19 protein-coding genes are annotated in these 18,742 nt (G+C 72.3%); 10 read left to right on the top strand and 9 right to left on the bottom strand.

Annotated elements, in window-relative coordinates; translation table 11 throughout:
- The first annotated feature begins 14 nt into the window (after positions 1-14).
- On the top strand, positions 15-329 hold the full coding sequence (locus ACQUQD_RS04535) for a hypothetical protein (protein ID WP_428950613.1): 315 nt from the start codon (positions 15-17) through the stop codon (positions 327-329).
- Here the strand turns inward: ACQUQD_RS04535 and ACQUQD_RS04530 are convergent.
- The 3 genes from ACQUQD_RS04530 to ACQUQD_RS04520 form a co-directional block, all read right to left on the bottom strand.
- A complete protein-coding gene (locus tag ACQUQD_RS04530; protein ID WP_428950612.1) occupies positions 307-726 on the bottom strand; it encodes a VOC family protein in 420 nt (139 codons plus the stop codon). The genes ACQUQD_RS04535 and ACQUQD_RS04530 overlap by 23 nt on opposite strands.
- A 10-nt stretch (positions 727-736) precedes the next feature.
- Positions 737-1,165 (bottom strand): helix-turn-helix transcriptional regulator, encoded by a 429-nt coding sequence (locus tag ACQUQD_RS04525; RefSeq protein ID WP_428950611.1) that lies wholly within the window; start codon positions 1,163-1,165, stop codon positions 737-739.
- A 73-nt stretch (positions 1,166-1,238) separates the two neighbouring features.
- Positions 1,239-2,729 (bottom strand): carotenoid oxygenase family protein, encoded by a 1,491-nt coding sequence (locus tag ACQUQD_RS04520; RefSeq protein ID WP_428950610.1) that lies wholly within the window; start codon positions 2,727-2,729, stop codon positions 1,239-1,241.
- A 133-nt stretch (positions 2,730-2,862) separates the two neighbouring features.
- On the opposite strand from ACQUQD_RS04520, the gene ACQUQD_RS04515 reads away from it, so the two are divergent.
- Complete coding sequence (locus ACQUQD_RS04515; protein WP_428950609.1) at positions 2,863-3,060, top strand: hypothetical protein; 198 nt, start codon at positions 2,863-2,865, stop codon at positions 3,058-3,060.
- Positions 3,061-3,079: 19 nt separating this feature from the next.
- Here ACQUQD_RS04515 and ACQUQD_RS04510 read toward each other — a convergent pair whose 3' ends face one another.
- The gene (locus ACQUQD_RS04510; protein ID WP_428950608.1) at positions 3,080-4,279 is read right to left on the bottom strand and encodes a MalY/PatB family protein; all 1,200 of its coding nucleotides are present in this window, start codon (positions 4,277-4,279) and stop codon (positions 3,080-3,082) included.
- 3 nt (positions 4,280-4,282) lie between these two features.
- On the bottom strand, positions 4,283-5,878 hold the full coding sequence (malX, locus tag ACQUQD_RS04505; protein ID WP_428950607.1) for a maltose/glucose-specific PTS transporter subunit IIBC: 1,596 nt from the start codon (positions 5,876-5,878) through the stop codon (positions 4,283-4,285).
- 282 nt (positions 5,879-6,160) lie between these two features.
- Between malX and ACQUQD_RS04500 the strand changes: the two genes are divergently transcribed.
- Positions 6,161-6,565, top strand: a complete 405-nt coding sequence (locus ACQUQD_RS04500; protein WP_428950606.1) for a hypothetical protein — start codon at positions 6,161-6,163, stop codon at positions 6,563-6,565.
- Positions 6,566-6,576: 11 nt separating this feature from the next.
- Here ACQUQD_RS04500 and ACQUQD_RS04495 read toward each other — a convergent pair whose 3' ends face one another.
- Positions 6,577-7,305, bottom strand: a complete 729-nt coding sequence (locus tag ACQUQD_RS04495; protein WP_428950605.1) for a class I SAM-dependent methyltransferase — start codon at positions 7,303-7,305, stop codon at positions 6,577-6,579.
- Positions 7,306-7,822: 517 nt separating this feature from the next.
- Here ACQUQD_RS04495 and ACQUQD_RS04490 point away from each other — a divergent pair.
- The 5 genes from ACQUQD_RS04490 to mgtA all read left to right on the top strand — a co-directional run bounded on the left by ACQUQD_RS04490 (position 7,823) and on the right by mgtA (position 13,087).
- Positions 7,823-8,341 carry a lytic polysaccharide monooxygenase auxiliary activity family 9 protein gene (locus ACQUQD_RS04490; RefSeq protein WP_428950604.1) on the top strand — a complete coding sequence of 173 codons (519 nt, stop codon included), beginning with the start codon at positions 7,823-7,825 and terminating at the stop codon, positions 8,339-8,341.
- Positions 8,342-8,446: 105 nt separating this feature from the next.
- Complete coding sequence (locus tag ACQUQD_RS04485) at positions 8,447-9,172, top strand: chitinase (RefSeq protein ID WP_428950603.1); 726 nt, start codon at positions 8,447-8,449, stop codon at positions 9,170-9,172.
- A 143-nt stretch (positions 9,173-9,315) separates the two neighbouring features.
- Complete coding sequence (locus tag ACQUQD_RS04480; protein WP_428957451.1) at positions 9,316-10,104, top strand: GNAT family N-acetyltransferase; 789 nt, start codon at positions 9,316-9,318, stop codon at positions 10,102-10,104.
- Between the two features lie 41 nt (positions 10,105-10,145).
- A complete protein-coding gene (locus ACQUQD_RS04475; protein WP_428950602.1) occupies positions 10,146-10,523 on the top strand; it encodes an ArsR/SmtB family transcription factor in 378 nt (125 codons plus the stop codon).
- An 8-nt stretch (positions 10,524-10,531) separates the two neighbouring features.
- Positions 10,532-13,087, top strand: a complete 2,556-nt coding sequence (gene mgtA, locus ACQUQD_RS04470; protein ID WP_428950601.1) for a magnesium-translocating P-type ATPase — start codon at positions 10,532-10,534, stop codon at positions 13,085-13,087.
- A gap of 30 nt (positions 13,088-13,117) precedes the next feature.
- Here mgtA and ACQUQD_RS04465 read toward each other — a convergent pair whose 3' ends face one another.
- From ACQUQD_RS04465 to tatA, 3 genes are all read right to left on the bottom strand, one after another.
- The gene (locus tag ACQUQD_RS04465; RefSeq protein ID WP_428950600.1) at positions 13,118-14,137 is read right to left on the bottom strand and encodes a CNNM domain-containing protein; all 1,020 of its coding nucleotides are present in this window, start codon (positions 14,135-14,137) and stop codon (positions 13,118-13,120) included.
- Positions 14,134-15,489, bottom strand: coding sequence for a hemolysin family protein (locus ACQUQD_RS04460; RefSeq protein ID WP_428950599.1), 1,356 nt, complete (start codon positions 15,487-15,489; stop codon positions 14,134-14,136). The genes ACQUQD_RS04465 and ACQUQD_RS04460 overlap by 4 nt, the downstream gene beginning before the upstream one ends.
- Positions 15,490-15,661: 172 nt before the next feature.
- Positions 15,662-15,874 (bottom strand): Sec-independent protein translocase subunit TatA, encoded by a 213-nt coding sequence (gene tatA, locus ACQUQD_RS04455; protein WP_428950598.1) that lies wholly within the window; start codon positions 15,872-15,874, stop codon positions 15,662-15,664.
- 144 nt (positions 15,875-16,018) lie between these two features.
- Between tatA and ACQUQD_RS04450 the strand changes: the two genes are divergently transcribed.
- Positions 16,019-17,551: an LCP family protein gene (locus tag ACQUQD_RS04450; protein ID WP_428950597.1), complete on the top strand. Its 1,533-nt coding sequence runs from the start codon at positions 16,019-16,021 to the stop codon at positions 17,549-17,551.
- A gap of 361 nt (positions 17,552-17,912) precedes the next feature.
- Positions 17,913-18,572 (top strand): YceI family protein, encoded by a 660-nt coding sequence (locus ACQUQD_RS04445; protein ID WP_428950596.1) that lies wholly within the window; start codon positions 17,913-17,915, stop codon positions 18,570-18,572.
- The last annotated feature ends 170 nt before the right edge of the window (positions 18,573-18,742 follow it).

The following is an 18,742-nucleotide window of genomic DNA, read 5'->3' as shown; positions in this document are numbered from 1 at the left end:
GGCCCACTCGTCCCATGACCGCGAGCCGCGCCCGTCCGCGCGCCCTCCTCATCGTCCTCGGCGCCCTGGCCGCCACCGCGATGCCGACCGTGGCCGCCTTCGCCGACCCGCCGCGGGTGCCGGCCACGGAGTCGCACAGCACGCCTCGCGAGGAGATCCAGCCCGCGGCCCACATCGTCGCCGAGGTGGCCCGCAAGACCGCTCACCGCTCGACGGGCCGGCCGCTCGGCCTCGTCCCGGACCTCGCCGGACCGCGGATCGGGCTCAAGGCGCCCCAGCACACCGGACCCGACGGGCCCGCGGCGGTCACTCCCCGAGCGGCTGGGTGAAGCGCAGCAGATTGCCCGCCGGATCACGGAACGCGCAGTCGCGCACGCCGTAGAACTGGTCCATCGGCTCCTGCACCACATCGGCGCCGGCCTCGCTGACCCGCTTGAACGTGGCGTCGCAGTCCTCCGTCGCGAAGAGCACGCCGCGCAGCAGCCCCTTGGCCAGCAGCTCCGCCATCACCCGTCGGTCGTCCTCGGACGCGTTCGGATCCGCCAGGGGCGGCTCCAGAACGACGCTCACGTCCGGCTGCGACGGCGAGCCGACGGTCACCCAGCGCATCCCCTCGTACCCGACGTCGTTGCGCACCTCCAGGCCCAGGACGTCGCGGTAGAAGGCGATCGCCCGGTCGGGGTCGTCGACGGCGATGAAGCACGTGGAAAGCTTGATGTCGTCCATGCGGCTCAGCCTACGACCGGGCGGCGGGCCCCGCTTGTCCGTTCCTGACGGGCCGCGTGTGGATCTTCACGATGCAGGCCGGGATCGCGACGGCGTCGTCGTGGGCGCGGGCCCGGTACGCGCTCGGCGTCTCCCCGACCAGCTCGGTGAACCGCGAGCTGAACGAGCCCAGCGACGTACACCCCACGGCGAAGCAGACCTCGGTCACCGTCAGGTCGCCGCGGCGCAGCAGCGCCTTGGCCCGCTCGATGCGACGCGTCATCAGGTAGCTGTACGGCGTCTCGCCGTACGCGGTCCGGAAGCTCCGGGAGAAGTGTCCCGGCGACATGAGGGCGTCGCGGGCCAGCGCCGTCACGTCGAGGGGCTCGGCGTAGTCACGGTCCATCCGGTCACGTGCCCGCCGCAGCCGGACGAGGTCGTCGAGCTCCTGCCGTTTCACCCCACGAGTTTCCCACAGGGGCGCGCGGCCGGGCCGGTCCACTGTCCCGCCGCGGCACCCCCGGCCCCCTCGGCTAGGCGTCCGCCACCCAGCTCCCGTGGAAGCCCAGCGGTACCCGGCCGGGCAGGTGGACGCGGGCCAGCGGGTGGCCTGTGAAGTCCTGCGCGGCGAGGACCACCAGGTCCGTCGCGCCGCGGTCGGGGTCGTGGACGTAGGACAGGATGTAGCCGTCGTCCTCGTCCCGGCCGCCGCGGCGCGGTACGAACACCGGCTCGCTCGCCGCCGCGCCCCGGGAGAAGCGGTGCACCTGCCGGCTGCCGCGCAACAGGTCGTGTTTCACCAGGCAGTTGGAGAACTTCTCGTCCGGCGGCACTCCGTCGACCGTTTCGTAGGCGCGCCACATCTCGGCCGCGCTCGCGGTGTATCCGTAGCGGTGACGACGGGAGACCAGGGATTCGTTGACGCGGGGGAACTCCTGGGGCAGGTCGTCCAGGCGGGTGCCGGTGACGCGTCCCGAGCGCAGGTCGACGACCCAGCGTTCGAGCGTCGGCGTGCCGGTGCTGGAGGGGCCGCCGTTGCCCCGGCCGGCCGCGTAGAACGGCGCGGGCATGGCGGTGTACTCGACGACCACGGTGTCGCCCTGGTCGTAGGCGTTGAGGGTGTGCGAGTAGAACACCGGGTCGATCTGGAACCAGCGGGTCGCGCCCCCGGTCCGTGGCATCACGCCGACCCGCATCGGATGGCGCTCGTTCCAGAGGTACGGCACGAGCGCGCCCGCCTCGGCCGCGGCGGCGTCGAACGTGAGGGGCACGTCGACAATCACCACGTACTTCCCGGTGAGCGCGAAGTCGTGCATCATCGGCGCGTCCGCCACCGGGATCCGATGGGTCGCGGCCACCCGTCCGGTCCGGTCGATCATGATGTGCCGCACGTGGTCCCACGTCGCGTAGTACGCCACCGCGTGCAACTCGTCGGCCGTCGCGTCGTACTTGGTGTGCGCGGTGAACGCCCCGGTGAGCGTGGACCGGAAGTCGTAGGGGCGCACCGTGGCCAGCTCGCCGTCCAGTTCGTAGGGCAGCGGGCCGCTCTCCTGCAGCGCCAGGATCCGGCCCTTGTACGGGATCACGTGGGTGTTGCACGCGAAGTCGTCCGGCGGCGCCTGGCCCGGGTAGCGCTCGCCCAGCTTCTTCGCCACCTGCGCGGAGCGCACCCACCGGTTGCGGTACCACTCGGCGCGCCCGCCCCGCAGCCGCACACCGTGCACCATGCCGTCGCCCAGCATCCAGTGGTGTGCCCGCGGATCCTCCAGGCCGAGGGCGTTGGGGCCGGTGCGCAGATAGCGGCCGTCGAGGTCGCGGGGCAGGCGGCCGGTCACCTTCAGGCCGAAGGCCGTCAGCTCCTCGGTGACCGGGGCGAAGGCGCCCTCCAGGAACGGGAGCGAACCCGTCCCGCCCGTCGCGGGCCGCGCGGCGGCGCCGGTGCCGGCCCCGAAGCCGCCGACCACACTGCCCGCCGCCGCGAGCGCCGCACCCTTCAGGACCCTGCGTCGCGTAGCACCGCTCATCGTCTCTCTCCTCTGTCCGTCGTCGGCTACGAGACGAAATCCTGCTCCGGCGACGGGAGTTGGACAGGAGGCCTGGGGCCCGGATCAGGGGTGGTGCCGGCACCACCCCGGCAGCCGGAGCGACGCCGTTCGTGTGGCAGAGTGCGGGGACGATCGACGTACGGTCTACGAGCACGGCGACGGCTACCTCGTGATCGCCGAGGGGATGACCCAGACGTTCGAGTACGAGTTCACGCTCGCCCGCGTCGTGCACGACAGCCGCCCCGACATGCCGGTGGCGCCACCGCAGCCGGTGACGCCACCGCCTCCCGCCGCCCCGCCGTACCAGTGAGCCGGCGGGGCGGCGGGCCTCAGCCGAGGGCGCGCAGCGCCGCGACCACGGCGTCGATCCCCCGCGCCGCCTTGGCCCGTGGGCAGCCGACGTTGAGGCGCAGGAAGCCGGGCGCCCCGTACGAGGTCCCGGGCATCACGGCCACCTTCTGGGTGTCGACGAGCTCGCGCTGCAGCGCCTCGTCGTCGATGCCCAGGGGGCGCACGTCGATCCAGGCGAGGTAACCGGCCTGCGGAGGCGTCCAGCCGAGGTCCGGGAACGCCGCGTCGAGCCGCTCGGCGACGTGCTCCAGATTGCCGCGGAGGTAGCCGCCCAGCGCGTCGAGCCAGGCGCCGCCCTTCCGGTACGCAGCGATGTGCCCGACGAGCGACAGCACCGACGGCGACGACAGGCCGTCCGCCTCCTTGAGGTGGCGCAGATACCCGTCGCGGGCCGCGGGATCGCCGATGATGCCGTAACTTCCGGTCAGCGCGGGGATGTTGAACGACTTCGACGCCGACGTGACCATCGCCCAGCGCGCCCCGGGAGCGCCGTGCAGGGCCCAGGGGCGGTGGACGTGCGGCGGGTGCGCGAGGTCGGAGTGGATCTCGTCGCTGATCACCGCCACGTCGTACCGGGCGCACAGGCGGGCCATCCGGTCCAGCTCGTCCCGCGTCCAGACATGGCCGGTCGGATTGTGCGGCGAGCACAGCAGGAGAATCGCCGTGTCGGGCCGCGCGAGCAACCGCTCCAGGGTGTCCCAGTCGCCCAACGGGCATTCCAGCAATTGGCGTTCGTGCGCGGCGATCGTCTTGGGGAACGCGTCGTACATCGGCGTGTGGACCACGACCCCGTCACCGGGCCGCGACCACAGCTGCAGGAGCCGGCCGATCTGGTAGACGACGGACGGGCCGTAGACGATCGTGTCGGGGTCGACCGTGGTGCGGTGCCGGGTGCCGCACCAGTCGACGACCGCGGAGAGGAAGTCGGCCTGGCGCCACCGGGAGTAGCCGAGCACCCCGTGGTCGAGGCGGCCGCGCAGCGCCGAGAGCACCTCGGGCGCCGTCTCGAAGTCCATGTCGGAGATGGTGAACGGCAGCAGGTCCGGGACGCCGAAGCGGTCCTCGACGTAGTCCCACTGTGTGCACCAGGTGCCGTGCCGGTCGACGGGCGTGTCGAAGTCGTAGCCGGAGCCTTCGACGCCGTCGGCGGGGGAGTCGGCGGGGGAGGGGAGTGGCACGGCTCAGCCCACCGGGACCATCGTGGCGATCGCGTCCTTCACCGACTGCACCTGCGGGCCGATGATGACCTGGACGTTGTGGGCGTCGAGCTTGATGACGCCGACCGCCCCGAGCTTCTTCAGGCGCTGTTCGTCGACGCGTTCGGCGTCCGCGACGGTCATCCGCAGGCGGGTGATGCAGTTGTCGAGGGACTGGATGTTGTCGGCGCCGCCGATTGCGTCGAGGATCGCCACCGCGTCGTACTTGCCCGCGACCAGCTCGCGCGGCGCGCCGTCGGTGTCTTCCTGCCCGGCGGATTCCGCTTCTTCGGCCGGCTCGTCCCGGCCGGGCGTCTTCAGGTCGAAGCGGACGATGGCCCAGCGGAACAGGAAGTAGTAGGCGGCGAACCAGACGGCGGCGATCACCGGGACCAGGTACCACTTCGTGGTCGAGCCCTGGAGGACGCCGAAGACGAGCCAGTCGATGACGTTGCCGTCCGTGTTGCCGATGAACACGCCGAGCACGGCGGCGGTCAGGAAGCCCAGGCCGACGAGGACCGCGTGGATGAGGTACAGCCACGGCGCGATGAACAGGAACAGGAACTCGAGCGGCTCGGTGATGCCGCCGACGACGCAGGCGACGACACCGGACACCAGGAGCGCCTTGATCTCGGGGCGCATCTTCTTGTTCGCGCAGTGGTACATCGCCAGCGCCGCGCCCGGCAGTCCGCCGAGGTAGGCCGCCATCTTGCCCTGGGACAGGAAGTGGGTGGCATCGGTGACCGAACCGGTCGGCGCCTGCGAGCAGTTGAGCTGCGCGTAGAAGAGGTTCAGCGCGCCGGAGACGTGGTCGCCGCACACGGTGCCGGAGCCGCCGACATCGGTGAAGCGGAACATCGCGACGAGGATGTGGTGCAGGCCGATCGGGCGCAGCAGGACCTCGCCCATGCCGAAGAAGAACGGGCCGAAGACACCGGTGTGACCGATCGCCCGGCCCAGATCCGTGATCCAGCCGTTGAACGTCGGCCACACCAGGGGGATCAGCAGGCCGAGCACGCTGAGGGTGAGCGCCGAGACGATCGGCACGAACCGCAGACCCCCGAAGAAGGCGAGCGCGTCCGGCATCCGCTGGGTACGAAAGCGCCGGTGGAGGACGCTGACAACGATGCCAACGGCTACCGCGCCGAGCAGTCCCGTATCGATGGACTGGATGCCGATGACGTCCGCGATGCCGTAGTGCGCGATCGCCTTCTCGTCCTCGAAGTCGACGCCCTTGGCGGTGAGGAAGAAGTTCACCGCCAGGTTCATCGCGGCGAAGCCGACGAAGCCGGAGAACGCGGCGACGCCCTTGTCCTCGCGGGCCAGGCCCAGCGGGATGGCTATCGCGAACATGACGGGCAGGAACTTGAAGGCGACCAGCCCGGTGTTGGCCATCCACGTGAAGACCAGATGGAAGCCCTCGCCCTGGAGGAAGGTCAGATTGTCGGTGACGGCGTCGCTGGAGAGCGACGAACCGATGCCCAGCATGATGCCGCAGAACGCGAGCAGCGCCACCGGGAGCATGAACGTCTTGCCGAGCCCCTGGAGGAATTCCCAGAGTGCGGCCTTGGTCTTCTGCATGTGGGGGGTCTTTCGTGCCTGAGCGGAAGGCGTGCGGGACGGATGAGATCACAGCAGGTGGGGAGCTGTCCATGAGTGCGCGGGACCGCGAGGACCGCCGCGTGGGCCCAGCAGCGCCCGACGGCGGTGTGCGCCGTCCTGTGCCTCAACCTCCGCCCTGGGCGCCGCCCGGCCTCTCTCTGCGCGTGCTGTGCGCCCCCACGCGGGGGTTCGTCCGGCGCCGGACCCGGTGATAACGCTGGAGACACGGGCTCAGCGGACGGGGGGACGAAAGGAATCGGCATGGCACCTGTCGCAGTTCTTGAAGCGGGACGACTGTCCGCCATAGCGAAGATCCTCGACCGGGCGGGCGGTCACCTCAGCGCCGCGGCCCACGACGACGCGGAGATGTCCGGCATCCAGTCGCTCCTCGCCCTCTCGCGCAGCGCGTCGTACGACGTGACCTGCGCGGTACGGCATGCGGGCACCGGCGATCTCGGCCTGGCCCACGCTCACCTGGAGGCGGCCCGGAGCGCGCCCGACCAGCTCGCGGCCGTGGCCGCCGGCATGCCCTCCCCGCTGCCGGCCGGAGTGCGCACCGCGCTGCAACTCCTGCGCGGCATCACGGGGTTCTTCAGCGCGGAGACGGAGGACGCGTTCGTCCGCGCCCTGCGCATCGACGTCGCCGGGGGCCGGACCGCCGGCTGACGGCGCGCGGCTCACCGCGCGCGGCGCACGACCAGCGTCTCCGCGTCGCACGCGACGTCCTCCAGACCCGCACGCCGCCACTCCTCGCGCAGCACGGGCAGAGGCAGCGGGTACAGGGGAAACGTGTCGCGGTGCTCGCGGATCACCCGGCCGTCCCGTTCCACGGTGTAGGTGAAGGACACACTGATCAGCCGCTCCTCGGCGCGCGTCGTCATGGTGGCGCCGAACACGTCCTCCCCGACGCGCACACGAGGCAGTCGCTCCACCTGCTCCCGGAGGGGCGGCTCCGTCGGCGGCGTGTCGAGGACGGCATGGCCTCCGGGGGCGAGTGCGCGGCCCAAACCCCGCCACAGCGCGTGGCGTTGGCCCGGCGGGATCGTCGGCACGACGTTGTTGCACACGACCAGATCCGCGCGCGGCGACAGTGCGCAGGCGTCGAGCGTCCACGGGTGCACGGTGACGCGCGCCCGCTGGTCCGCGCGCAGGCCGGCCAGCCGCGTCATCAGCAGGGCGCGCATCGGCGCCGCCGGTTCGACCGCGTGCACCGTCGCGGACGTCGACTCCAGCGCGAGCACGGTCAGCAGGCCGCTGCCCGCCCCCGCGTCGACCACGACCTCGGCCCGCTCCAGACGGGCGCCGTACAGCCGTGCGGCCCGCCGCCGGTCCTGGTCGGCCTGCAGGATGTCGTAGAACTCCGCGGTGTCGGAGTAGTCGTCGCCCGTGGTCCGTTCCCTGGTCACGTCGGCACTGTGCCCCGCGGGACGGCGTCGGACGCGATGTCGGCCCGATCGGCGCAATGCCCGGCCGGTGCCTGTCGTCCGGTGCCCGTGAGCACCCGGCTTCCGCGTCCGGTCCGTCACGCGCCCGGACTTTCCGTCGAAGAAGCCGCCGTGGCGGACCGGGACCGCCGTCGTCCCCGACCGTCCCCGCCCCCGGCGCCGCGCCGACGGCGTGCACATCGCCCTCATGCCCCGGCGGAGCGCCTGCCATGCCTCGGCGCGTCCGATCCGCGGCCCCTGTGACGCCCGGGTCCCCGGTGCGGTGGGTTTCCCCGCGACTGCCTTGACAGGGTCACGACCGCTTGTATGGTCTAGTCCAAGCAGCAACGGCCGTTCCGCTTACGGGAGTTCGCCCTGCGTTCATGGGCGGGCCTTCCCGTGTCCCTTCGCGCCTCTTGGCCCCACCCACGAGAGGCCGACCTGACCGCGCGCCCCCACGTTTCGCGCGTTCAGGAAGACCTGAAGTGAAGGAGTACGCATGAACGCCAGAAGGAAGACGGCCGCGCTCATCGGCGCGGCGCTGGCCCCGGTCATCGCCGTCAGCCTGCCCGCCGGACCGGCGAGCGCGCACGGCTACATCAACACCCCGCCCAGCCGTCAGGCGCAGTGTGCCGCGGGCACCGTGTCCTGCGGTGACATCACGTACGAACCGCAGAGCGTCGAGGGCCCCAAGGGTCTGACCAGCTGCAGCGGCGGGAACAGCCGGTTCGCCGAGCTCGACGACGACTCCAAGGGCTGGGTCGCCACGCCCGTCCAGAAGTCCACCACCTTCGAATGGAAGCTGACGGCCCAGCACGCCACCAGCACCTGGCAGTACTTCGTCGGTGGCCAGTCGATCGCCGAATTCAATGACAACGGTGCCAAGCCCGGCGCCACCGTCACGCACCAGGTCGATTTCGGTTCGCTGACGGGCCGTCAGAAGGTGTTGGCCGTCTGGAACATCGCCGACACGACGAACGCGTTCTACGCCTGCATCGACGTGAACGTCGGCGGCTGACGGACGCTCCGAACGGCGGCGCCGCGAGCCATCCCCACGGCGCGCATGCGCGTCATGGCTCGCGGCGCCGTACCCCCCACTCTTCCGTCCGATTGGAGCGCCCCCATGCGCCGTCGCCTCCTCGCGCTGCTGACCGCCGGCGCGTCAGCAGCCACCCTCGGAGTGTTCGCCCTGGCCGGCACCGCGTCCGCCGAAAAGGCCGACGCCCAGGCCGACTTCATCGTCAGCCAGGCACAGTTCGACCAGATGTTCCCGAGCCGGAACTCCTTCTACACGTACGACGGGCTGACCGCCGCGCTCAGCGCGTACCCGGAGTTCACCGGCACGGGCAGCGACACCGTACGCAAGCAGGAAGCCGCCGCCTTCCTAGCGAACGTGAGCCACGAGACCGGCGGGCTCGTCTACGTCGTCGAGCAGAACACCGCCAACTACCCGCACTACTGCGACACGTCGCAGTCGTACGGCTGCCCGGCGGGCAACGACAAGTACTACGGCCGCGGCCCGATCCAGCTCAGCTGGAACTTCAACTACAAGTCCGCCGGCGATGCCCTCGGCATCGATCTGCTCAACAACCCCGATCTCGTGCAGAACGACTCGGCGGTCTCCTGGAAGACCGGCCTGTGGTACTGGAACACCCAGACCGGCCCCGGCACCATGACCCCGCACAACGCGATGGTCAACGGCTCCGGATTCGGCGAGACGATCCGCAGCATCAACGGCAGCATCGAATGCAACGGCGGCAACCCCTCGCAGGTCCAGAGCCGCATCGACAACTACAAGAAGTTCTCGCAGATCCTCGGCGTCGACCCCGGCGCCAACCTGAGCTGCTGACCTGCCCGTCGCCGGACCCCTACGGCCGGCTCACGGACTCGTCCCCGGTCCGTGGGCCCGCTGTCCGGCGGGGTGTGATCTGATCGACCACCATGAGCGCGCCGTACGACCCCGCACCTGACGTGACCGACCTGACGGCCAGGATGGAGCGGAACCTGGCCGAGCACGCCTGCCACCTGCACCGCCGCCTCGACGGTGCGTCGGTCGCCGCGACCGACGATCTCCTGATCGCCGACAGCGGCCTCGACGACGACACCTTCAACATCGTCGCCGCGGCCCGCTTCACCCCCGACGACGCGCCCGCCCGGATCACCGTGACGACCACGGCCCTGGCCGCCACGGGCCGCCCCTTCTCCTGGTGGGTGGGCCCCTCCTCGACACCGCCGGATCTCTCGGCCCGGCTGACGACCGCCGGTCTGCCCGTGACCGAGCACGAGACGGCCATGTGGGCCGAGCTGACCGACGCCCTGCCGCAGCCCTGCGCCGACGACCTGGACATCCACCCGGTGACCACGCCGGAACAGCTCGCCGACTACGCCGCCGTCCTCGCCGCGAACTGGCACCCGCCCGCCGCGACCGTCCGGCACTTCTTCGAACGGACCGCCCCGCACGCCCTCGCCGCCGACGGTCCGGCCCGCTATCTGGTCGGTTACGTCGCGGGCCGCCCGGTCTGCTCGGCCGAGGTCTTCCTGCACGCGGGCGTCGCCGGGATCTACAACATCAGCACCCTGGCAGCCCACCGCCGCCGCGGCTACGGCGGCGCCGTCACCCTCGCCGCCCTGCACACGGCCCGCCGGCACGGCCACCGCCTCGCCGTGCTGCAGGCCTCCGAGGACGGCGAGCCCGTCTACCGCCGGCTCGGCTTCCGGGCAGCGGGCCGCTTCACCGAACACGCCGTCCTTCCCGGAAAGCCGCTGCCCGCAGGCGTCTAAACTGGGGCGTCGGTCTGCGCGGAAAGGACAGGAGAGAGACAGTGGCGGCAGGTTCTCCAGGGTCGGCCGAGGCCGGGTTCAGCGATCCGTCCGCCGAGGTGCTCGACCAGGCGGCCGAGGCCTTCGGGCTGCTCGCCGCCCCCACCCGACTGCACATGATGTGGGCGCTGGCCGAGGGCGAGTGCGATGTCACCGGGCTCGCCGAGCGGGTCGGCGGCGCGCTGCCCGCCGTGAGCCAGCACCTGTCCAAGCTCAAGCTCGCCGGCCTCGTGCGCTCGCGCCGCGAAGGCCGCCGCCAGGTGTACTACGTCGACGACCCGGACGTGGTGACGGTGGTCCGGCTGATGGTCGGCCAGCTCACCGAGCGGGCCGAGCAGTCCGCCGCGCCGGTCCGCCGGCTGCGCGGCGCCGGAGCCTGAGCGGCGCGGTGTCCGCCCACGACCCCGCTCCCGCCCGTGCGGCCGCGGCCCCCGCGGTGGGCCCGGCCCCCGGCGACCTGTCCGCGCTGCAGGTGCTGCGTGCCCTGGACGGCTCGCCGCGCGGACTGACGGAGTCGGAGGCGGAGGACCGGCTCGCCCGCCACGGGGCGAACATCCTTCCCGGACACCGCCCGGTGTCCCGGCCGAAGCGGCTGTGGCACAGCCTGCGCGACCCGTTCACCGCCGTGCTGTTCTGCCTCGGCCTGGTCTCGGCCGTGGTCGCCGCGTGGGGCACCGCCTGCGTGATCCTCGCGCTCGTCGCCGTCAGCTGTGTACTGCGCGCGCAGGGCGAGCACCGCGCCGACCGCTCCATGGACCGGCTGCGCGGACTCGTCGCCACCACCACGAGCGTCCAGCGCCGCACGGCACCCGACGCCGCCCCGCGCGTGCGGGAGATCCCCGTCGACGACCTGGTGCCCGGCGACGTCGTCCGCCTCGCCCCCGGCGACCTGGTGCCCGCCGACCTGCGTCTGCTCAAGGCCCGCGGCCTGACCGTGCACCAGGCCGCCCTGACCGGCGAGTCCGCGCCGGTGCCCAAACAGCCGGTGGACCTGCCCGGCGCGGGCGACAGCGCGCACCTGCTCTTCCAGGGCAGCAGCATCGCCTCCGGCGGCGGTACCGGCCTCGTGGTCGCGACCGGCGCCGACACCCGCTTCGCCACGGTGCGCACGGCCGGCCGGCGCGCCCGCACCAGCGCCTTCGACCGCTCGGTGCACGGCATCTCCTGGGTGCTGATCCGCTTCATGCTCCTCACCCCGCCGCTGGTCCTGATGGCGAACGCCGCGCTGCGCGGCCGGGGCCTGGAGACCCTGCCGTTCGCCGTGGCCGTCGCGGTCGGCCTGACCCCGGAGATGCTGCCGGTCATCGTCACCACCTGTCTGGCGCGCGGCGCGTCCCTGCTCGCCCGCACCCACGGGGTGATCGTCCGGCGGCTGCCCGCCCTGCACGACCTCGGCGCCGTCGACGTCCTGTGCGTCGACAAGACCGGCACCCTCACCCAGGACCGCCCGGCCGTCGACCCCGACCGCACCGACGCGGAGGCCCTGCACTGGGCCGGTGTCTCGGCGTGGTGGACGCTGCAGACCGCCGAACCGGCGGACCCCGACCCGCTCGACGAAGCGCTGCTGGCGGCCACCGGCCCCGAGGACTGGGAGGCGTACGACGGCGTCGACGCGCTCCCCTTCGACCCGGTCCGCCGCCTCGCCACCGCGGTCGTCCGGGAACCCGGCGCGCTGGGCACCCACACCCTCGCCGTGAAGGGCGCCGCGCAGGACGTCCTGGACCGCTGCGCACTCGACGCCGACGAGCGCGCCGAGCTGCGGAAGCAGGCCGCGGAGCGCGCGGCCGACGGGGTCCGCCTGCTGGCCGTCGCCACCGCGCGGCGCACCGCCCGCACCCGCGCCTACACCCCGGCCGACGAACGCGGACTGACCTTCCGCGGCTTCGTCGCCTTCCGCGACGCCCCCGCCGACACCGCGCACGACGCCGTCCGCGCTCTCGCCGCGCGGGGCGTCGCCGTCAAGGTCCTCACCGGCGACGACCCGGCCACCGCCGCACGCGTCTGCCGCGACCTGGACATCGACCCGGGCGAGGTGAGCACCGGGGAGCGGCTGAAGGACCTCACCGAGGGACAGCTCGGCGAGCTGTCCGCCCGGACCACGGTGTTCGCCCGCTGCACCCCCGAGGACAAGGCCCGGGTCGTCGCCGCGCTGCGTGCCCACGGACGCACCACCGGCTACCTGGGCGACGGCGTCAACGACCTGCCCGCGCTGCGCGCCGCCGACGTCGGGATCTGCCCGCGCGACGGGGTCGACGTGGCCCGCGAGAGCGCGGACGTCGTCCTGGCGGAGAAGGACCTCACGGCCATCGAGCACGCCGTCGTCGCCGGCCGGCACAGCAGCGCCAACATCGCCTCGTATCTGCGCATCACGCTCTCCTCCAACCTCGGCAACGTGATCGCGATGCTCGTGGCCGCGCTCCTGCTCCCCTTCCTGCCGATGCTCCCGGCGCAGGTCCTCGTGCAGAACCTGTGCTTCGACGGGGCGCAGCTCGCCCTGGCCCACGACCGGCCCGACCCGGCGGCCCTGCGCCGCCCCACGGTGCTGCGTCCGCGCTCCTTCCTCCGCTTCATCACCGGGTTCGGCGCGCTCGGCGCCCTCGCGGACCTCGCCACCTTCGGCGTGCTCGCCCTGTGCCTGCCGGGCACGCTCGGCGCTCGCGACGAGGCGGCCTTCCACGGCGGCTGGTTCACCGAGAACCTGCTGACCCAGGCCCTGGTCATGCTCCTGCTGCGCACCGGCCGCCGCGCGGCCGAGGGCCGCACCCCGGGGCCCGTGCGCTGGGCGGCCACCGGGCTCGCGGTCATCGGCATCCTGCTCCCGCTGACCCCCGTCGGCCCCCTGCTCGGCATGGCGGGCCTGCCCGTCGTCTACTACCTGCTGCTCGCCGCGGTCCTCGCGCTCTACGCGGCCGCGCTGCACCGGGCGAGCACGCGGAGCCGCTGACGGGGGCGGGGACCGTCCCCCGCCGTCGGGTCAGGCCGCCCGCGGATGCGTGAGCCGGGCCAGCAGGTCGTCCAGGGTGACCAGGCCCGTCAGCCGTCCCGTTCCGTCGCGGACGACGGCCAGCGAGGCGCGGGCCCGGCGCAGCCGGTCGATGGCGTCGCCCACCGTGTCGGTGGCCGACAGCTCCGGTACGGGCCGGGCGAGCTCGCGGGCCGTGGCCGCACGGTCGCGGGCCCGGGCGATCAGCGCGTCGCGGGCATGGACCGAACCGACGACGCGCGTGCCGTCGAGGACCAGCAGGCGGCTGCGGTCGGCCGCGGCGGACCGGGCCAGCACGTCCTCGACGCCGGCCCCGGCCGGCACCGAGGAGATCCGCTCCGCCGGGACCTGGAGGTCCCCGACGGGGGCCTGCGGTTCGGTGAGCGAGCTCGTGATCAGCTCGGAGTCGTCCGCGCTGATCAGGCCGAGCCGCTCCGACTCGGCGACCAGGCGCGTGAGCTGCTCGCGGTCGTGCACGGCCGTCAGTTCGTCGCGCGGGGTGACCCGGCACCACCGCACCAGCGCGTTGCTGATCCTGTTCAGCAACCAGATGAGGGGGCGGACGACCTTCACCACCGCGCGGAACGCGGGGGAGAGCAGCATCGCCGAGCGCTCCGGGTGCGCGATGGCCCAGGACTTGGGGGCCATCTCGCCGACGACCATGTGCAGGAAGACGACGACGACCATGGCGACGGCGAACGAGACGCCGTAGCTGAGACCGCTCGGCAGCCCCCAGTCCCGCAGCAGCGGGTCGAGCGCGTGGGACACGGCCGGTTTGGAGATGGAGCCGAGCCCCAAGGTGCAGATGGTGATGCCGAGCTGGGCCCCGGCGAGCATCAGGGACAGCTCCCGCATCCCGGCCAGCGCCGCATGAGCGCCGCGCTGCCCCTGGGCGACGGCCTTCTCCATCCGGTGCCGCTTGGCGGCGACCAGCGCGAACTCGGCGGCGACGAAGAACCCGCTGCCGATCAGCAGCAGCACGGTCACGAACAGCGCCATCGGAAAGCTCATCGCCGGCTCCCTTCCTCGTCGGCGGATCCGGCGGCCGCGGTCTCGGCGGACCGGCGCTCGATGCGGACGCGCTCGGCGACGTGCCGTTCCAGGGCCCGTACGTCGATGAGCGCGCGGGTACCGTCCGGCAGATCGACCGTGAGGCGGTCGCCGATCGCCGGGAAGCGGCCGAGGCGGTCGACGATCAGCCCGGCGAGGGTGTCGTAGTCCTCGCCCCTGGGCAGCTCGATGCCGGTGGCCTCCTCGATCTCGTCGAGACGGCGGCCCGCGTCGACGATCCAGCCGGCGCCGTCGGCCACGGCGAGGCGGGTGACGGTGTCGGTCTCGTCGGCGATGTCACCGACCAGTTCCTCGGCGATGTCCTCGTACGTGACGACGCCGGCGACGCCGCCGTGCTCGTCCAGGACGACGGCGAACTCGTCGCCGCGCTCCCGCATCCGGTCCACCGCGTCGGGCAGGGCCAGCGTGTCCGGCAGCAGCAGCGGGCGGCGGGCCAGTCCGCCCGCGGTGCTGGTCGCGTAGGCATGCAGCGGCAGGCGGGTCAGCTCGCGCACCCCGACGACTCCGGTGATGTCGTCCGGGTGGTCGCCCAGCACCGGGTAGGACGAGTGACCGTGCCGGGCGATCAGCCCGACGGTCTCGTCGGCGGAGGCGTCCTTGCGCACGAAGACGGCGTCGGCGCGCGGCACCATCACCTCGTCGAGCGTGCGCTCGTTGAACTCCAGGGCGTGGTCGAGGAGCAGCGCCGTGTCCCCGGGCAGCTCGCCCTGCTGGTGGGACTCGCCGATGAGATGGCTGAGCTCCTCCAGGGTGGCGCCGTGGTGCAGCTCCTCGACGGGCTCGATGCCGATCCTGCGCAGCAGCCTGTTCGCCGCGCTGTCGAAGAGGCGGACGACAGGGCCGACCACCTTGAGATAGGCGAGGGTCGAGCCGGCCAGTGCCTTCGCCAGCCGCTCGGGCACGGCCAGCGCGAGGTTCTTCGGGGCCAGCTCGCCCAGCACCATCTGCACGACCGTGGCCAGCACGAAGGCGAGGATCACGGACATGCCGGTGACGGCGGCGTCCGGGACGCCCACGCCGGACAGGGCGGGCCGCAGCAGCGCGGACACGGACGGCTCGGCGAGGAAGCCGACGACCAGGCCGGTGACCGTGATGCCGAGCTGTGCGCCCGAGAGCATGAACGACAGCCGCTCCAGCACCTTCAGGGCGCGGGCGGCCTTCTTGTCGCCCGCTTCGGCCTCCCGGGCGAGCGCGATCCGGTCGGCGGCGACGTAGGCGAACTCCTGCGCGACGAAATAGCCGGTCCCCGCCGTGAGGACGAGGACGGCGACCAGGCCGAGTGCGGCACTCATCGAACACCACCCCGCCGCGTGCCGCGGTCATGCCTCGTAGGGCGGGGTGGTCGGGGACTGTGCCCCGGAGGGTCCGTCGGTCTGGCGGACAACGCAGGTGCTCCTCGGGTAGTGCTGTCTGACGACAACGATTCTGGTCGCGCCCCGGTTCCCCGGCCATTCGTGCGCGGAGTCAGCTGCCCTCGGCCCGGGGCAGCGTGGCCTCGCTGCTCGCGCTGTCCTTGGCGGCGTTCTCCTCCTTCATCGCCTGCGTCTCGCTCTTGAGGATGCGCAGCGACTTGCCCAGGGAGCGGGCGGTGTCCGGGAGCTTCTTCGAGCCGAACACCAGGATGATGACCAGCCCCAGGATGAGCAGGTGCCAGGGTTCGAGAGCGTTGCGGAACATGGTGGGGACTCCTTGCCGTGATCGTGCCGACGGGTGCGGCGTGCGTACCGCATCCTCAGTTTTACTTGCTACATTGCGCAACCGTACAACCCTGGGGCGGCGTCGCACGTCACCTCTCGCAGGACGCACAGGATGAGGGCATCGATGACGCAGATCCCCGAGGCGCCACCCGAGCGCACCCGCCGCAGGGCCCAGGGGGCACGCGGCGACACGGGGCGCCGTGGCGCGCGGGCCCGGCGCCGGCGGCGCGGCAGGCTGCGGTTCGGCCTCGTCACGGGGCTGGCGTTCCTCGTCCTGGTCACGGCCGGCGCGGGCTGGCTGTATCTGCGGCTGAGCGGGAACATCGACACGTTCTCGTCGGACGGCGTCTCCAAGAACAGGCCCGACGCCGAAGCGTCAAAGGGTGAGAACGTCCTGGTCATCGGCACGGACGCGCGTACCGGCGGCAACAGCGAACTCGGCGGCGGCGACAAGGACGACATCGGCCGCTCCGACACCGCGTTCCTGCTCCACGTCTACGCGGACCACGAGCACGCCGTCGGGGTCTCCATACCCCGCGACACCCTCGTCACGATCCCGCCGTGCAAGCTCCCCGACGGGTCGTGGAGCACGACGCGGACCGGCGAGATGTTCAACTCCGCCTACTCCACGGGGCAGACGGCCGAGGGCAATCCGGCCTGCACACAGAACACCGTGGAGGAACTGACCGGGCTGCGCGTCGACCACACCATCGTCGTGGACTTCAAGGGCTTCTCCCAACTCACCGACGTGGTCGGCGGAGTGAAGGTCTGCCTCCCGCAGGACGTCTACCAGAACGACCTCAACCCCCACCGCACCACGCGGGGCAAGCGCCTCTTCGCCAAGGGCGAGCAGACGGTCTCCGGGCAGCGGGCCCTCGACTACGTCCGCATCCGGCACGGCATCGGCGACGGCTCCGACATCGGCCGCATCAAGCGCCAGCAGGCGTTCGTCTCCAGCCTCATCAAGAAGATCAAGGACGACGGGTTCACCCCCACCAAACTGCTGCCGCTCGCCGACGCCGCCACCAAGTCCATGACGGTCGACCCCGGCCTCGGCTCGGCCGACAAGCTGCTGACGTTCGCTATGGGGCTGAAGAACGTGGACCTGCACAACACCAAGTTCGTCACCATCCCCTGGAAGTACGACGGCGACCGCGTCGCCGTCGTCCAGCCCGACGCCGACGCGCTGTGGGCCGCGCTGAAGGACGACCGCACTCTCGACGGCAAGGACGCGGGCGCCAAGAACGGCGCGCGGGCGTCCGCCTCCCCGTCCGCCACCGGGGACGTGTCCGGCGCGGGCATCTCCGTCGCCGTCTACAACGGCACCACGACCATGGGCCTGGCCTCCACCGCCGCCAGGGCGCTGACCGGACACGACTTCACCGTCACCGGCACCGGCAACGCCACCACGCAGGACCACGACTCCACCACGATCGAGTACGGGGCCGGGCACAAGGCCGACGCCGAGGCGGTCGCCCGGCTCTTCCCCGACGCCGCGCTGCGGGCCACCGGCACGGCGGGCGTCGCCGTCGTGCTGGGAGCGGACTACACGGGCGCCGCCTCCGCCTCGCCGGCCCCCACGTCCGTGCCGTCCAGCGTGGCCGACGACGCGCGTTCGGCCGACGAGGACATCTGTTCGAACCTGTCCTACGGGTGAGCGGGCGCCGCGACGGGGCTCACACGACGCCCTGTCGACTTCACGCTGCTGCCTCAGGTGCCGGCCGCGGGCGCGCCAACAGGACGCAGCGCGTACCGCTGTAGACGGTCGGCATGCCGTCGCGGAGCCGGACCGAGCGCTGATCCGGCCGGCTGAGGGAGCCCCGAGGCCGGCCCGAACCCCCCGCCCGTGACCGTACGTGACGCCCTGTCAGCCGACAGTGCATCCATCTTCGTGTCGATCCTGTGCTTCTTTGCAGGCAGCCGCATGGAACCCGGACGAGGCCTCCCATCTCGCTCCGGGACGGTCGTCGCACCCGTGATAACACGGAGTGATCAGCTTCGAAGGGGAAGACGACATCATGGGTATCTTCAACCGTCGCCAGACCGCGACGCTCGAGCCGGCGCCGGCGGTCGGCCCCGGTACGCCCTTCCCGGCGTCTGCGGACAGCGGTGTCGCGCTCGACCCGGCGCTGCGCGCGCTGACCGGGCAGTGGACCATCGACCGTCCGCACAGCCGGATCGGCTTCTCCGTGCGGCACGCGATGGTGACGACGGTGCGCGGCGCCTTCAGCGACTACGACAGCACGCTGTACTTCGACGGCGCCCGGCCCTCGCAGTCGCGGGCCGAGCTCGTCATCCGGGTCGCCAGCGTCGACACCGGCGTCGAGCAGCGGGACGCGCACCTCATCGGCAAGGACTTCTTCGACGCGGACCGCCACCCGGAGATGGTGTTCCGCAGCACCGCCACGGTCCACGAGGGCGGGGAGACCTTCCGCATGGCGGGGGAGCTGACCATCCGCGGTGTCACCCGGCCCGTCGAGCTGCAACTCGACTACCTCGGCTCGGTCCTCGACCCCTTCGGCTACGAGCGCGCGGGCTTCGACGGCACCACCACCATCGACCGCACCGAGTGGGGCCTGGTCTACAACCAGCGCCTGGAGGCGGGCGGCACCATGGTGAGCGAGAAGGTCCGGCTCCAGTTCGACATCTCCGCGATCCGGTCCACGCCCCTGGCGTAGCGCCCCGGCCGGTCGAGGAGACGCGACCGGGCGTGCGGCGGCCTCGACACGGGCGTTAGGCTGCTGCCCTGCAGTCGCCTGCACGGATTCTCCGCGGGCCACTGCGCGGCGGTGGGGCTCGCCGCACCCGAACCGCGGCATCGGTGCCGCCGACAGTCCCTACTTGCGAA

The sequence above is a fragment of the Streptomyces sp. cg35 genome (assembly GCF_050410835.1).
Classification (GTDB): Bacteria; Actinomycetota; Actinomycetes; order Streptomycetales; family Streptomycetaceae; genus Streptomyces.
The sequence above is the reverse complement of the archived record's forward strand: the minus strand, read 5'-3'. Positions and strand labels throughout refer to the sequence as shown.